The sequence below is a fragment of the Ensifer sp. NM-2 genome (assembly GCF_003024455.1).
Lineage (GTDB): Bacteria > Pseudomonadota > Alphaproteobacteria > Rhizobiales > Rhizobiaceae > Ensifer > Ensifer canadensis.
Genome location: NZ_PVZR01000026.1, coordinates 23,005 through 37,920 on the forward strand (window position 1 = coordinate 23,005; position 14,916 = coordinate 37,920).

General features: G+C 60.9%; 10 protein-coding genes. 4 read left to right on the forward strand and 6 right to left on the reverse strand.

The genetic code is table 11. From position 1 onward, the window contains the following. Positions 1-6 precede the first annotated feature (6 nt). From C6558_RS32830 to C6558_RS32855, 6 genes are all read right to left on the reverse strand, one after another. Positions 7-1,260: a glycosyltransferase family 4 protein gene (locus C6558_RS32830; RefSeq protein WP_057217274.1), complete on the reverse strand. Its 1,254-nt coding sequence runs from the start codon at positions 1,258-1,260 to the stop codon at positions 7-9. Continuing rightward, positions 1,257-2,096, reverse strand: coding sequence for a class I SAM-dependent methyltransferase (locus tag C6558_RS32835; protein WP_057217272.1), 840 nt, complete (start codon positions 2,094-2,096; stop codon positions 1,257-1,259). The genes C6558_RS32830 and C6558_RS32835 overlap by 4 nt, the downstream gene beginning before the upstream one ends. Further along, entirely contained in the window at positions 2,093-4,117 is a 2,025-nt protein-coding gene (locus C6558_RS32840; RefSeq protein ID WP_225906501.1) for a glycosyltransferase family 2 protein, read from the reverse strand. Before C6558_RS32840 ends, C6558_RS32835 begins: the two co-directional genes overlap by 4 nt. Before the next feature lie 292 nt (positions 4,118-4,409). Then, positions 4,410-5,069 (reverse strand): calcium-binding protein, encoded by a 660-nt coding sequence (locus C6558_RS32845; RefSeq protein WP_057217270.1) that lies wholly within the window; start codon positions 5,067-5,069, stop codon positions 4,410-4,412. 265 nt (positions 5,070-5,334) lie between these two features. Next, positions 5,335-6,735, reverse strand: coding sequence for an HlyD family type I secretion periplasmic adaptor subunit (locus C6558_RS32850; RefSeq protein WP_057217267.1), 1,401 nt, complete (start codon positions 6,733-6,735; stop codon positions 5,335-5,337). Next, positions 6,732-8,513 carry a type I secretion system permease/ATPase gene (locus tag C6558_RS32855; RefSeq protein WP_057217265.1) on the reverse strand — a complete coding sequence of 594 codons (1,782 nt, stop codon included), beginning with the start codon at positions 8,511-8,513 and terminating at the stop codon, positions 6,732-6,734. The genes C6558_RS32850 and C6558_RS32855 overlap by 4 nt, the downstream gene beginning before the upstream one ends. Positions 8,514-8,705: 192 nt before the next feature. Here C6558_RS32855 and C6558_RS32860 point away from each other — a divergent pair, with 192 nt between their 5' ends. The 4 genes from C6558_RS32860 (at position 8,706) to C6558_RS32875 (ending at position 14,897) form a co-directional block, all read left to right on the forward strand. Continuing rightward, positions 8,706-9,278 carry a MarR family transcriptional regulator gene (locus tag C6558_RS32860; RefSeq protein ID WP_057217263.1) on the forward strand — a complete coding sequence of 191 codons (573 nt, stop codon included), beginning with the start codon at positions 8,706-8,708 and terminating at the stop codon, positions 9,276-9,278. 48 nt (positions 9,279-9,326) lie between these two features. After that, entirely contained in the window at positions 9,327-10,556 is a 1,230-nt protein-coding gene (locus C6558_RS32865; protein WP_057217261.1) for a glycosyltransferase family 4 protein, read from the forward strand. 218 nt (positions 10,557-10,774) lie between these two features. Further along, on the forward strand, positions 10,775-12,232 hold the full coding sequence (locus tag C6558_RS32870; protein ID WP_107028307.1) for a DUF6212 domain-containing protein: 1,458 nt from the start codon (positions 10,775-10,777) through the stop codon (positions 12,230-12,232). After that, complete coding sequence (locus C6558_RS32875; protein WP_057217257.1) at positions 12,222-14,897, forward strand: glycosyltransferase; 2,676 nt, start codon at positions 12,222-12,224, stop codon at positions 14,895-14,897. Before C6558_RS32870 ends, C6558_RS32875 begins: the two co-directional genes overlap by 11 nt. The last annotated feature ends 19 nt before the right edge of the window (positions 14,898-14,916 follow it).

Below are 14,916 nucleotides of genomic sequence, written 5' to 3' on the forward strand. Positions count from 1 at the left end.
TCCTCTTTATGCGGCCTGAACCTGCTGGAGATTGAAAAGAGCAAGGTAACGACCGGCTGTCGTGTCGATGTCATCAGGGCGAACGGCTCGGCCGGAAAGCTGGCGCAGAAGCGTCGGCTTTTCGATGACCTGCCGCATGGCGGCTGCGAGCTGGCGTGGATCGTCGGGTGCCACGGTCAGGCCATTGACGCCGTTCCTGACCATTTCGGCCATTCCGCCGATATTGCTGGCGATCACGGGGCGTCCCTGCGCTTGCGCCTCCTGGATCACCAGCGGCGCATTTTCCCACCAGATGGAGGGGACAACGGTGCAGTCGACGCCGCCGATGAGGGCTGCCACATCTTCTCGCCGATAGGGGCCGCGCAGCTGGACGAAGGGTGCGGTTTCGGAAAACAGGCGGTCGATGTCGGCGACGAATTCCTGGGTCTGAAACGGTGCGCCGCCATGGACGCGCAGCTCGAAGTCGACGCCATCGGCGATCAGCTGGCGCGCCGCCTCCAGCAACACCTTGATACCTTTCCAAGGGTTTAGGTTGCCGAAATAGCCGAAGACGGGGCGGCCGCTCTTGGGTTTGTCCTTGCCGGCCTTAAACGCCTGGGGCGGTAGGCCGTTGGCAATGACGGAGATGCGGTCTTCGGCAATTCCCCAGTCGACATAGCGTCGTTTCAGGAACTGGCTCGGCGCGGCGAAGCAATCAACCGTGCTCAGAAGCGCCTTGAGATGTTGTTCCCTGAGCGCGAAGCGGTCGGGCTTGATGTCCTTGAAGCAGGCGTGACAACGGTCCGGGCTTGAACCATGGCAGAGCTCCCGCCTGTCGGTGCGCACCATCAGGCCGTCATGATGGCAGATCGGGTAGTAATCATGCAGGGTCATGACGATCTTGCACGCCGGCAACGTTCTGCGCACGATATGCGGAAATTCGGCGCCCATCAGCAGAATATGGTGGAGATGCACCACATCGGGTCGGAATTCGCGCAGCAGTTCCACCAGATCCGGCACGAAACCGTAAAGGTCGATCTGGCTCATGAAAAAGCGATCGAAATGCCCCGCCCAAAGCAGGATTTCGTCGCCTGTCGGCCCTATGGCCTGGAAACTCGTGCCCGGTCTGGCCTCGCGATGGACCTGGTTGACCGCGCCCAGGAACAGGGCCTCGTGTCCTGCGCGCTGGTAGGCGCGGAAGAGATCGTGCGCAAAGACTTCCGTGCCGCCGGGATGAAGGGCCGGATGATTGTGCGCCACCACGAGAATGCGCTCGCTCATGGGCGGCTCCGGTGACGCTCACCCACGAGCACATCCTGATAGTGTGTGCCGCCCGGTTCGCGCCAATGGCCAAAGGACTTGAGCGCGAGCGAGAGACCGGTGCGATTGAACGCGCCGTCGAGAAAACCATCGTCGAAGCCGACGGCGGCCAACGGCGGCTGACCCGGTACGAACCAGCAAGGTCCCTGGCCGGCGCGCTCGAAGGCAAGGCGCGGATCGCGCCGCCCCGTGGCATTTCGCCTGGCGATCTCGTCGACGATGAAGGCTGTCATGAACAAACGGCCGCCATGTGCCAGGACCCGGACGATCTCCGCCAGATAGGCCATGACCTCGTCAGCCGGCAGGTGCGTGACGACCGACGTCATGATGATGAAATCGAACTGCGCGTCTGCAAATGGCAGTTTCAGTTCCCGGCCCTTGATCGTCCCCGTCGGGTTGTAGAGATCATGGGCGATGTCGAGGCGTTGGAAGGTGAAGTTCGGATAGGTCGGCGTCACGGTCGCCCGGCACCAGCGGATGCCGCCCTCCACGGGATCGAGGCCATCATAACGGCCTCGGTCGCCATCGAGATATTGGGTGAGCGGCACGGCCATGCGGCCGATGCCGCAGCCGATATCGAGAACGCGATGATTGGCCCGCAAGCCGCCCATGCGGATGAAATGTCCGAGAAACTCCGCGCCGATCGCACGGAAATCACCGTCGCCGACAAAAATGCTGTTCGCGTCCGGCTGCGGAAGGAACCGGTTGCGCGACACGCTGTCGGTCAGCCAGCGAAGATGTGCGTCGTCCAGTGGCGGTGGTGCACCGATTTCATCGCGGGGCAGGGCATCGATCATGCATTCGTCCATTCAATTGCGTGGTCATCGGGAGACGCGGTCTTGGGGCTGCTCGGCGATCGATAGTCGCGCGCCATCAGCGCGGCGATGTCATCGTCCCAGCGCTGGGTGTGGAGCCAGGAGTTGTATTGGCTGGCGACCCCGCGCATGTAGTCCTGGCTGCGCCGGATCGACTGGCGCTCGAAGTGATACAGGCAGGCCGACGGCTCGTAGCCGATCTCGAAGCCGGCCCGGCGGATCTTCAGGCAAAGGTCGCTGTCTTCATAATCACCGATGATATAGTCCTCGGTGAAGCCGCCGACGCTCTCGTAGAGATCCCTCGTGGTGACGAGGCAGGCGCCCGTGACACCGGGAACCGTTCGCGCCTGCTGCGCCGGCATGTAGTCGCTGGGCATGCCCTTGTAGAAGTGGTGGTTCAGCCAGATCCCACGCTGGTCGCGGCCGAAATAGAGGCCCGCGTGCTGCAGCGATCTGTCTTCGAAGATCAGCCTGGGGCCGACCGCGCCGAACGCCCCGCTCATGATCGGATCTATCAGCGTCTGCACCCAGCCGGGTTCGCAGGGCACGACATCGGAATTGAGCATGACCAGAACGGAGCCGCGCGCCATACGCGCGCCGGTATTGCACGCCCGCGCGTAGCCGCCGTTCCGGTTCATGACCACCAGCCGCATGGGCAAACCGTGCAACAGATGCAGCCCGCCGAGCAGATGCTCGGTCTCGTCCTGAATTTCCGGGGAATCCAGAACGAAGACCAGTTCCGCGTTTTCCATGAGCCAGGGGTCCGTCGCCATGCCCGACAGCTGAAAGCGGAGAAAATCGAGAACCTTGTAGAGCGGGATGACGATGGAAACGAGCGGTGCATGCTGCGGCAGGCCATAGTCTCTCGTCCGCTTGACCTCGACCGTCTTGCCCAGACGTTGCTCCACTTCTCGCAGCGCCGGCGCAAGTATCGTGCGGAATGCATCGTCGATGGCGTGTTGCGGCGGGACCGCGCGCAGGATCTGGTTTCGCTGCAGCACGGGTTCGAAGGGTTGCGGCGGCGGGATGAGGGATTTCACGGCCCCGGAGGCGAGCCGCATCTGAAAACGCGGCTGAAGCAGCGGGCCGAGCGGTTGATCGAGGGGTAGACGGGCAACGAAGCCGGTCACGTCCGTCTTCGATTTGTCGGCCTGTGTCTGCGCCCATCCGGGGAATTCGTAGATATTGCCGTCCAGCGGCACCGCTTTGCCATCCGCCTGCAGATAGTCGATGCCGGCGAGCATGGATGACGGATCATGATACCATCCGCCGACCAGCAGGCTGTCGGAAAGGGCGAGCGCCAGGTCGACCTGTCCGGATGGCTGCTGTGCCGCTCTCGGAACGTGACGCTCTTTCAAGGGCGCCCGGACCTGCAGGTCGATTGCGGTCGCCGGTCCACCGTTCGGCCAGGCGGCGAGATGCTGAACGAGCAATTCGCGCAGTTCGAGCGCGTCGCGATTGTCTGCCCACCAGCGCGTAAGGCTTGGACATTGCGCTTCGCGCTCGGAAAGCTGTCTTATGGCGATGCCGTTCTTGCTGAGCAGCACAATCTGAAAGGGTGGGCTGAGGCTTGGCATCTCGGCAATGAAGTGGCAGGCCTGCCAGGCCGAGCGTGTGCCGCGACGGATGATCGCCTTCGGCCTTAATTGGCTGACGCTTGCAGCGCTCACGACATAGATCCCGAGCTTGTCGTCGAACTCCGGATTGATGGTCGTTTCGATCAAGAACCGTCCGCGGCCCAGCTCGCAGGTGATGCGCGCCGGTCGAGGCGTTGGCGCCAATGCGTTGAGGGCGTCTTCGACGATAAGTGAGAAATATGGGTCGCTAGCGACCTTGAATGCGCTTCGCCACGTCGTCAGCAGGACGTTGAGAAATCTGATACGCGCTTCCGGCGCGAGTTCCAGGAACAGCTGCTCCATGTCGAGTGGAGGCAGACCGCTTGCCGGTTCGATGCCGATCGGCACTGCGCTGTCGCTGCCTTCGACGGCAATGACAGCCGACATCGGCGCTCTCGCTGTCCGCATCGCCCACAGCGTTCGCTGATGTCCGTCAACGAGCGAAAGAGTTACGCTCACGAGCGGCACCGGCGGCTTTGACATCGTCAGCACCGGCCGCGTTGGAATTGGCAGCCCCGGCGGCAGGTCCCAGATGAGAACAGCCAGGTCCGATCCTAAACGAAATGCCTTTGCGTCCCGATGATCGGTATTCGGCTGCTTGATATCGCTGAACGGCAAATTCAATCCCTCTTGGAGTGCGCGCCCTGCGGGAGGAATGCAGGGCACGCCTAGTCCACGCTTAGTGAACCGTGAAATAGTTCTCGGGATTTGCGTGAATGTCGTCGACGTCGACGTTGACCAGGGTCAGTGAATCGCCGTGGCCGAGGTCGATGATGACATTGCCGCCGACCTGGGTGACCCGCGAAGCGAGGTCGTCAGGCGAGGTGATATCGAGACCATTGATGCCCTTCGAGATCTGCAGCAGATCTTCACCGGGCGTGAAGTCGAGGATGACGTCGTTGCCGCCGCCGCCGTCGAATACGAAGACGTCACTGCCGGCACCGCCAACCAGGAGGTCGTCGCCAGCGCCGCCGTCGATGACGTCATTGCCGCCACCGCCGAAGAGCATGTCGCTGCCTTTGCCGCCGGACAGGAAGTCGTTACCCTGACCGCCGAGCAAAATGTCGCTGCCATTGCCGCCGGAAAGGAGATCATCACCCCATCCACCGGTCAGCGTATCGTTGCCGTTCTCGCCATAGAGAACGTCGTCGCCTTCGCCGCCAAACAGCGTATCGTTGCCGTTGCCGCCGAAAAGCTGGTCGTCACCTTCGTCACCGAAAATGATGTCATGTCCGTTGCCGCCGCTCACGAAATCATCACCCGCTCGAGCATGGATGAAATCGTTGAAGCGAGAGCCGAACAGCGCGTCGTCGTATGCGCCGCCTTCTAGTGTGGCCATCTGCCTCTCCTCTTGGTGGATAAATCGCACGTCCACCGACCAGGTCGATGTTGATGCGCCGGGAGTGTGCATCGGCCTCGAATATATTTCAACATCGATTCCAGATTAAATCATGAAATCTTCGCGACATTATTGCCAATTTTCGTGGGAAATCAATACAGAAATTAAACTATGCATAGTTTTCCGCGATTTAGTGGGTAGTTTAGTAGCAAACTAGTTCAATATTTGTAGTAATTTACTACGTATCCCGCTTGCCGGCGCCGGATCAATCTTCCCTGAAGGCGCGATTGAAGCTTTCTGTCAGAGGAGACACCAGGTAGTCGATGGCGCGGCGTGCCTTGTGCACGATCAGCACCTCGGCAGGCGCCCCCGGATACAGGCGAACATCGGGATCGGCAGCAAGAGACGCCGCATCGATCTTGGCGCGAGCGGTGAAATAGGAGGCACCCGACTTCTCATCGACCGTCTGGTCCGCGGCAATGTAGGTCACCGCGCCATTGAAGGGCATGCGCGAGCGCTGATTGTAGGCGGTCAGACGGATCTGCGTCGGAGAGCCCACCGATATGCTGTCGATGTCACGAGGGTTGACGCGCATCTCGACGACCAACGGCTCGTCTTCGGGTACGATTTCCATCAGGGGCTGGCCAGGCGTGACAGCACTTCCGGGGGTACGCAGCCAGATGTTGCTGACCACGCCTGCCTGGGGCGAGCGGATTTCCATGCGCCGCAAGACATCCTTTGCCGCAACGATCTGTTCTTCGACATCCGTCAGGTCGATGCGCGCCGTGGTTATCTCACCCGCGATGGTCGATTGAAACTCGCTTTCGATGCCGATCAACGCGAGTTGGGCGCCAGCCCTTGCCTTTTCTGCCTGCGCCTTGTCTCCGGCCAGTTCGCCGCGCGCTCTGGCGAGCTCACTCAGGCGCGTATCGACCTCGATGAGCTTCGCGCGCTGCACGAAGCCCTTCTCGACCAGCGTGGCGATTGCGGTGCGCTGTTCGGTGATGAGGGCGATCTGCCGGTCGGTCGCTTCGAGCTGGATGAGCAGCGATTTTGTCTGTTCGCCATATTCCTCGATCGTTTTCGTCTGAACGTCGACGCGCCCGGCCTTGGCCTCGTGTCGCTTGTCGAAGAAGACATTCTCCGCCTTGATCGCTTCGTCGACGGCGATCTCGCCGGCTTCGCCGAAATTTTTTGGGAAGGCGATTGCGGCGGCGCCGTCCTGTTCCGCCTTGAGCCTGGCGAGCCTGGCAATGAGGCCGATGCGACGGCTGGTGAGGGCATTCAAGTTGGAGCGTGCCCGCGTGTCTTCCAAGAGGATGAGCGGCTGACCCACGGCCACCTGTTCGCCCTCCTGAACCAGAAGGCGCCCCATGACACCTCCTTCGAAATGGCTGATCGTCTTGCGCTTGGAGTCGACGATCACGCTGCCGTTGGCAACGGTCGCGCTGCTGAGTTCCGTCGACACCGCCCATGTGAAGAAGCCACCGAAGGATACGATGATGGTCGCAAGCCCCGCCACCATCAGGCGGCGAAGCGCGCGTTCGGAATGCGCCTCATCGATATCGGCCAGGGTCGGTGCCGCCTGAGGGGCGATTTTTGCCAGCGGTCTGACAACGGGCTCTGAAGGCTGCGGACGAAGCGGAAGCATCTGTTTGTCGGTCATGCGGAAGCAACCTCGCGCCGAGTTTCGCCGGGCCCAGGCACGGTCGTCAGGATATCCGTTCGCGGCCCAAACTGGCTGATACGACCATTTTCGAGGACAAGAAGCTTGTCGGCGACCTGCATGATCGATGGCCGGTGGGCGATCATGATGACGATGGCACCCTGGTCGCGCATGCGCTGGATCGCACGCACCAGCGCGCGCTCGCCAAGCGAATCGAGGTTGGCATTGGGTTCATCGAGAACGACTAGGCGCGGGCGATTGTAGAGGCAGCGCGCCAGCGCGATGCGCTGCCTTTGTCCACCGGAAAGCGTCAGGTGACCATCGCCGACGGGCGTGTCATAGCCGAGCGGCAGGCGGCCGATCATCTCGTGCACTTCTGCAAGCCGCGCGGCCTCGATGACCTTGTAGGGGTCCCCATCTTCCATTCTGGCAATGTTTTCCCGGATCGTGCCCTCCAGCAGCGATACCGATTGCGGGAGGTATCCGACCGATTCCCCAAAGGACCCGCGCTCCCAAAGATAAGTATTGTGGCCATCGAGAAAGACCCCACCCGAGGTCGGCTTCAAGATGCCGACCAGCAGCCGGGCCAGCGTCGATTTTCCGGCGGCCGACGGGCCGACCACGCCCAGCACTTCGCCGGGGGAAAGCGAGAAGGAAATGCCCTTGATGATCGGAACCTCGACGCCGGGGACGGCGTAAACGAGTTTATCCACAATCATGTCGCCCACGTCGCCGACCGAATGGGGCGTCGGTGTCGTCTGGCGGATTGCCAGATCTTCGCCGATCGCCGCCTCGAGCCGGCGCCAGCCGGCAATGGCAAGCACCCATTGGCGCCAGTTTTCAATGATCGTGTCGAAGGGGATGAGCAGACGGCCGACAAGGATGCTCGAAGCCATCATCGGGCCGGGGGTGATGGCCTGGTCGAGAACCAGCAGGGCGCCGGCGGCGAGCGTGATCACTTGGATCGAATAGCGCAGGCTGCGCGTCAGCGACGCCATCGCCCTGCTCCTGGTTCCTCCGGCCTCAAGAGCGCCCAAAGCGTGGATTTGCAGGCCACGCCAGCGCCTTGCGAGCGCCGGCAACATACCCATCGCCTCGATCGCTTCGGCGTGCCTAAGGGAGCCGGCGATCTTCGAGACCGCTTCGACATTCGCCTGGTTGGCCTCTTTGGTGAGCTGGCGCGTCATCAAATCGTTGACCAGTCCGCAGCACACGAGCAACACCACGGACACGACGCCGATCAGGCCGAAAAGCGGATGCAGCAGGAACAGCGCCCCTAGAAAGATCGGGGACCAAGCGGCGTCGAGCGGCGCGACCACAGCCGATGAAGTGAGGAAGCTGCGAAGTTCCGACAGGTCGCGGAGGGATTGGGCGGCGCGAGTAAGCCCCTGGTTCACCGATGCCTGCACCGCCGATGCCAGAACCGGAGCATTCAGTCTTCGCACGATGGCGCTGCCCATCGCTTGGAAAGCAAGGGCTCGGATAAGATCTAGGACCCCATAGACGACCAATGCGCTGATCGCGAGCAGCGTCAGCATGGTGAGCGTATCAAAGCTCTGGCTGTTGAGAACCCTGTCATGAATCTGCAACATGAACAGCGGTATCGTGAGCTGAAGCAGGCTTATGCAGACACTGAGCAATGCGGCGTAAAGTGATACGGAAAGAAACACACGCTTGGCTTGCAATATTAGCAATCTTGGATTGATAATTTCATCCTGGCGCAGAACCCCTAAAATTTGAGCGTTGCTTATCGTCTCGTTCCGAACAGTATCACGCATGGGCAGTAGCCTGAGGTTGACGTTAAAGCCATCCGTGGAGGACGTCTGGCTTTAAAATAGGGTGAAGCGTAGTATTGCTTCGCTATGTGTGGCACAAAAGCAAGAGGTAATGCAAGTTCAAGGTAGAGGGGAGGGGATGTTGTAGTCTGATTTACTTCAAGATTTGAAGTAAATTTCGAAATGGAGAGTTGGATGAATGAAAGAGTACTCTATCCGTCCACGGGGATCAAAGATGTGTCGTTGCTCCAGCAGGAGGAGCAGACGTCGAAGGCGGTAGGAGCCCACGATCAAGCCGAAGCCGCGAACGATTGCCGACAGCTGACCTATTTCGAGCTTGCGCGCCTGATGGAGAGGGTGAGCAGGCGGTTTTCCGGTTTGGTGCGCGCCGAGCTGACCAAGCTGCGTGTCGACGACATCGGTCCGGCTCAGGCCATGGTCTTGCTGGCAATCGGAGATGCCGAGCTGTCGGTGGCCGAGCTGCTCGATCGCGGGCACTATGTCGGCTCGAACGTGTCGTACTATCTGAAGCAACTTGCAGATGGCGACTATATCGATCGGGTTGCCTCCCAGCGCGACAAGCGTTCGGCGCGCATCAAGCTTACGGAAAAGGGCCGGCTGCTGAGGGCGAACTTGCGCGACGCGGCGATGGCCTACGAGCGGGCGCTCAATCGCGGCCATCAGGATCGCCAGAACCTGGAGACCGCCTTTCAGACCCTGCATCAACTCGAACTCGTCTGGGGCAGCGCGTCACGTTACGACATGTGACCGGGCAGAACCCAATGTGGACGTCATTCAGGTAGCGGATTAGATAGCATGCATGTGGCATTTGTTCATCGGCGCGGCTTCGGCCAGTTCGCCGCGTTGGCGGCTGACCTGGTGCGGTCCGGCAACAGCGTCAGCCTGATCACCGAAACCGTGGATCAGAAGATTCCGTCCGTGCGCGTCATTCGGCACCGGGCCGAGCCCGGGCCGCGCATGTCCGCGGCCATCGCTCGGCACATGGCGGTGCCGGATCACCATGCCCGGATCGGACATCGCGTTGCCGAAACGCTCGATGCGATGACGCGACAGGACATGACGCCGGACATCGTCGTCGGCCACATCGGCTGGGGCAGCATGATGTTCGTCAAGGATGCCCTTCCTCGCGTTCCGGCCCTTGGCTACTGCGAGTTTTTCTATCGGTCGCAGGGGGCCGATATCGGCTTTGCGCCCGACGATCAACCCGACCTCGAAGAGCGCAAGAGATTGCGACTGCGCAACGTCGCGCAATTGCTGTCACTGGAAGCCATGGATGGCGGCATCAGCCCCACCGAATGGCAAAAGAGCCTTTATCCCGCCGATACGCGCGAGCGCATTGCCGTTTGCCACGAAGGTATCGATACCGCGCTGTTCCGCCCCAACGCTTCGGCGTCGGTGCGGCTTCCGGACGGTCGCGTGCTGAAGGCCAATGATCCGCCGGTGGTCACCTTTGTCGCCCGCGATCTTGAGCCCTATCGTGGTTTTCCCCAGGCACTGCAGGCCGCCGCACAGGTCGTGAAGAAGCGCCCTGACACGGTTTTCGTCTTCGTCGGAGGTGACGGAACCAGCTACGGGCCGCCGCCTCCTGGCGGTGGTTCATGGAAATCGCACCTGCTCGCCTCGCTTGACGTGCCGCCTAACAACATCATCTTTCCAGGTGTTGTCCCGCACCACATCCTTCGCCAGCTTTTTCAGGTCTCCGCGGCCCATGTCTACATGACCTATCCGTTCGTGCTTTCCTGGTCCGTGCTCGAGGCCATGGCATGCGGCGCCTTGGTTATCGGATCCGACACGCCTCCGGTTCGCGAAGTCATTCGCACGGGTCACAACGGTATCCTTGTGCCGTTCTTCGACGCCGACGCGCTCAGTGAAGCAATCCTCGGCGCCGTCAGCAATCCGCAGGCGTCCGTCGGCATGCGGGCGGCAGCGCGAAGGACTGTCGAGCGGCGCTTCCGGCTCGAGGATTGCCTGCTGCGCCAGCGAGACCTTATGACAACGATGACGGGGCGTCCGGCAGCAATGTGACAATAACATTTCAGAATACTTCAAATATTGAAGTATTTGTTATGTTTATTGTTGGGCGCGCTATGTATTTTGCCGTTGTGCACTGCGAAATTCACTGCTACGTAATCAGCGTGATGAATGGCGATCGACAGTATAGCTGTCGTCGGTTCAGAAACTCCATCGATATGCGTTATCGTTTCTTCTGAGGGCGTTACGTGCAAGAAGTAAGACACTCCGCCATGGGGCCTCGGCTCGGTTTGAAAAAGCTGCTTCTGGCATCGGATCGCGATCGGGCGATCTTGCAGGGCAGCAATGTTGCCCATCTGGTGGACTATGTGGAAGCCGACGGTGGTTCCTTCGACACGTTGAAGGATACGTTTCCGATCGCCGCGGTCGCCTTTTCCGACAAGGCAGAGGTGGACCTGAAGAAGGGGCTGGCGCGACTGTCTGCCTTGCGAACGCTCCCGGAGCTGGCGGTCCTGCGTCTTGACCCGGTCAATGTGGCGGAGAGCTCGGCGCTCCTGCGTGCGCTTGCCGAAGACGGAGTAGGCCGGCTCGCCCGATATTCGGCTTCGATCACGTCGGAACTCGCCATGCTGAGGCGTGAGCGCGAAGAACTGTTCGAAAACTATCGCCTTCTGGAAGACGCCTTCCATGCGCGAAACTGGGAGCCGGTTGCCGAAGTCTTTGCCCATGATCCCTTTGCCGATCCGAAGGACGAGGGTGTAGGGCAGCTGTTGAGCAGCGCGTTCATCGAGCAGCTCCTGCCCGTCTCGAGCCTCGGGGTCGCCGGCTTCGCGCTTCACCTGCACTCATTGCCGAAGGGCAGTGGAGAGCTCATCGTCACTTTGAACTACCTGGAAAGTGGCGAAGGCGTGGCGGAATGGAATGTTCCCTATGTCGGCCTGGTTTCCGGCTGGAACTTCTTTTCTCTGCCGCGTGCCTGCGGCGGCGCGGCAAGGACACTTCGCCTGCGCGTATCTGCAAGCGGCTCCGACGCGCTTGGCCTTTCGCTCGGGCACCACATCGCCAGCGAGCGCTACTCGGCGCGATCGGAACATCCGCATCCCGACCTTGACCTGCGCCCGCTTGCGTTCCGGGTGTTTACGGGGCTGCCCGGGGTCAAGCCCGCCAGCACCGCGAACATGATCGCTCCCACCAGTTTGCTGGAAGGACAATTCACCGTCGATTACAGGCTGGGGATCGAGAAGCTCAGCCAGATCACTGACGTTTCGGTGACCCAGATCGTCCCGGATTTCCAGACGATCCGGTTCCTCGAACACGAACATGCGATCGTCTGCCACCCGCTGCCGACCGGTATCTCAGCCGGGGCGATCAACCGCGCCATCGAGCCTGGCACCGTCTCGTTGTCGGCAAGCGCCATTATCGATCATCCCAAGGGCGCGCCGGCAGCAGTCAGTTTTCTCCTGAGCCCCGCCAGTTCGAACGCGCGCGCGGAAGTCGCCGAGCTCGCGCGCAAGGGTTCGGTGAAACCTTCGACCCTGTTCAGCGGCTGGCGCGAAGTCGGTGCCCAGCAATCCATCAGCATCAGCATGCAGATGGACGAAGCGATCCGCGTGCCAATGGATCTGATCATCCTCAGCCGGGCCGTGGATGAGACCGTCGATTTTTGCTGGCTCAAGTTGTCGAGCTTCCGACTGGTAAAGCAGTCGACGGAGGCCCTGAATGCCAGGTAATCCAGAGGCCGATCTCATCGCCATCGCGATGCCGCTTTACGGTCATGCGGCGCTTGTCCTGGAAGCCATCGAATCCGCTCTTGGGTCCGATCTGAACACATCCAGGCTCGCGATCGTGGTTTCGGTCGATGGCGACCCGTGCCACGAAACGTTCGACCAGCTGTTGCTCTATGCTGCGGTCCATCCGTTCATTCACGTGATATTCGGCCGCAACGCGGGGCCAGGTGGTGCCCGCAACCGCGCCATCGACTTCATTCTCGAGCATCTGCCCGAGGCGCGGGCGGTGTATTTCCTCGATGCCGACAATCGTGTTCTGCCTCGCACCATAGAGACACTCTATGAAAAGCTCGGCAGCAGTGCTTGTGGCTGGGTCTATACCAACATCGATACGTTCTCCGTGTCCTGGCGCGCGCATTACGGAAATCAGTATTCGCGGCTGGCGCATTGCATCACGGACAACATTTGCGACACGGGATCGCTGATTTCCATCGACGTTTTCCGCGCCGGCGTGCGCTTCAGCGACGACCGGCAGAACGGATTTGAGGACTGGGAATTCTGGTTGTCCTGCATCGAGAATGGCTTCGTCGGGGTGCCATGCCACGACACGGTCTTTGAGTATCGGTTGCGCGCCGAAAGCCGTTTCAAGGAAGCCAACCGGGAGCGCGCTACTTCGGTCAGTTACCTCAGAAAACGCCACAAGGCTCTGTATCGCCGCCCGATGCTCGTCGATTTCGAGCATGAGGAAGCGCCGCGCTATCTCTTCGCCCGAACCGAAAATGCGTCGATCTCGCTGTTTACCGATCCGACCAAGGCACCAACCGTGCTTCGGCTGGACGACATCATCCCGGCGTTCTGGGCAAATGTCGGCGAACCCGACAATGCACACTTCCCGCCCTTTCTCGTGGCGGGCAGTGGTTCGGCTTTCGATCTCTTATTGCGCTCGCGCATGCTTCCAAACATTCTCGCCCACCTGGAGCGGTTGAGCGAAAATACCAACGCGTTGTTCGTTCAACTTGCAAATGACGGCGTGAAGCGTGGGATCGAGGCGGTTGCACTACCGGCAGGTTCACAGAATGTCGGCCCGGCTGACCTTGTTTTCCTTCCGACGCCGCTGGTCAGAGACGTGATCCAGAACAACGCGCTGGAGTGGTTCGCATCGATCGGCAACCAGCAGATCTGGCCGACGGTGACGCTGCTGAAAGTTCGCTTTCCCTTCCCCAAGAGCCTGTCGCGCCGTTCGCTGATCACGCCGCAGCAGATGATGATCAATTGCATCAATGCCATTGCTTCCAGCCCCTTGCGCCATACGGCGGGCAAACGGTGGACATGGCGGCCTTCGCGGCTGGTGCCCTATGGCGAGCTATACAAGGAGCTGCGAAGGGAAGTCGGCGGTTCGCCGGTCCTGCCGCTCGGGCACAGCTCCGGCAAGCGCACTGCGGCTCTGCTGGTGCCGAACGCCTCTTTCGGTGGGGCCGAAAAGGTCATTTATGCTGTCGCGCGCGAGCTGAAGCGAACCGGTTTCGAAACACATCTGTTCGTGCTCGGCAGCGCCAAGATGGATGTCATCGACGAATTCGATGCGAGCTTTGATCACATTCACTTCTGGGATGCCGGCGTTCCTGCATGGGGCGGGTCGGGCTCATTCCTCGGACAGGATTTTATCGCCGACGAGCATGGAGTCGATTGGCAGGCGTTGAAGGGCCAGCTGTCTGGTTTCGATCTGGTGATCAACAACCATGTCATGGCCGTCCATCCCCTCATCGCCCGGCTGCGTTCCGAGGGAACGCGAACGGCATGCTATCTTCACGTCGTCGACAACACCGCGTTCAAGCGCCCGGCGGGCCAGCCTTTTGCCGCGATCGCTCACGAACATTGCTACGACGCGTTCCTGACCTGCTCCGAGCAGTTGAAGACCTACCTGCACAGTTTCGGCGTGCCCCACGCAAAGGTCTTTGCCGTCTCCAACAGCGCGGGCTTTACGGTGCCACCGAAAGTCCAGGCAGACGTGATCGCCGCCCGACGGCAGCCGCGCGACGATGCGCGCTTGCACGTGCTCTACATGGGGCGGCTTGATCGGCAGAAGGGGATCGACAGGCTGGCAGCGACGCTGTCCGAGCTTCGAGCGAGGAATGTTCCATTCGAGGCGCGTGCCGTCGGTGGGGAGATTCTTGCCGACTCGAGCGTCTCATGGACTGAACGATTGAAGGATCTCTCCGTCGACGTCCGTCCACCGGCCTTCGCCAGCAAGGAACTCGTCAAGGCACTGTCCTGGGCGGATGTGCTCGTCATGCCGTCCCGTTGGGAAGGCGCGCCGCTTGCCATCGCCGAGGCGCAGCAGCTCGGATGCGTTCCGATTGCCACGGCGGTTGGAGCCGTCGACGAACTCATCATCGACGGCGAAGACGGTGTGCTGATCCATGCGGCGGCCGATCCAGAAGTCGTCAGGTCGATGGCACAGGCCATCGAGGCGGTTGCCCGCAACCCAGACCAACTTGCTCCGCTGATCGAAGGCTGCATCAAGACTGCATCCCGTCGATCGTGGACATCCTCGTTTTCGCAGTTTCTCGCGTGGTGCGACACCTGGGTCGATAACTCTTCCCAGTCAAGAACGGCCGTCTTTCCAGCGGATCCAGCGGTAGACGCCGGCATCCGGGCGGCCAGTTGAGCCCACGCCGGTTTTTCAA

What these genes read in the sequence shown, in the direction of transcription:
- C6558_RS32830 (WP_057217274.1), bottom strand. Translation starts at nt 1,260, where the DNA reads ATGAGCGAGCGCATTCTCGTGGTGGCGCACAATCATCCGGCCCTTCAT.
- C6558_RS32835 (WP_057217272.1), bottom strand. Translation starts at nt 2,096, where the DNA reads ATGATCGATGCCCTGCCCCGCGATGAAATCGGTGCACCACCGCCACTG.
- C6558_RS32840 (WP_225906501.1), bottom strand. Translation starts at nt 4,117, where the DNA reads ATGTCGGCTGTCATTGCCGTCGAAGGCAGCGACAGCGCAGTGCCGATC.
- C6558_RS32845 (WP_057217270.1), bottom strand. Translation starts at nt 5,069, where the DNA reads ATGGCCACACTAGAAGGCGGCGCATACGACGACGCGCTGTTCGGCTCT.
- C6558_RS32850 (WP_057217267.1), bottom strand. Translation starts at nt 6,735, where the DNA reads ATGACCGACAAACAGATGCTTCCGCTTCGTCCGCAGCCTTCAGAGCCC.
- C6558_RS32855 (WP_057217265.1), bottom strand. Translation starts at nt 8,513, where the DNA reads ATGCGTGATACTGTTCGGAACGAGACGATAAGCAACGCTCAAATTTTA.
- C6558_RS32860 (WP_057217263.1), top strand. Translation starts at nt 8,706, where the DNA reads ATGAATGAAAGAGTACTCTATCCGTCCACGGGGATCAAAGATGTGTCG.
- C6558_RS32865 (WP_057217261.1), top strand. Translation starts at nt 9,327, where the DNA reads ATGCATGTGGCATTTGTTCATCGGCGCGGCTTCGGCCAGTTCGCCGCG.
- C6558_RS32870 (WP_107028307.1), top strand. Translation starts at nt 10,775, where the DNA reads ATGGGGCCTCGGCTCGGTTTGAAAAAGCTGCTTCTGGCATCGGATCGC.
- C6558_RS32875 (WP_057217257.1), top strand. Translation starts at nt 12,222, where the DNA reads ATGCCAGGTAATCCAGAGGCCGATCTCATCGCCATCGCGATGCCGCTT.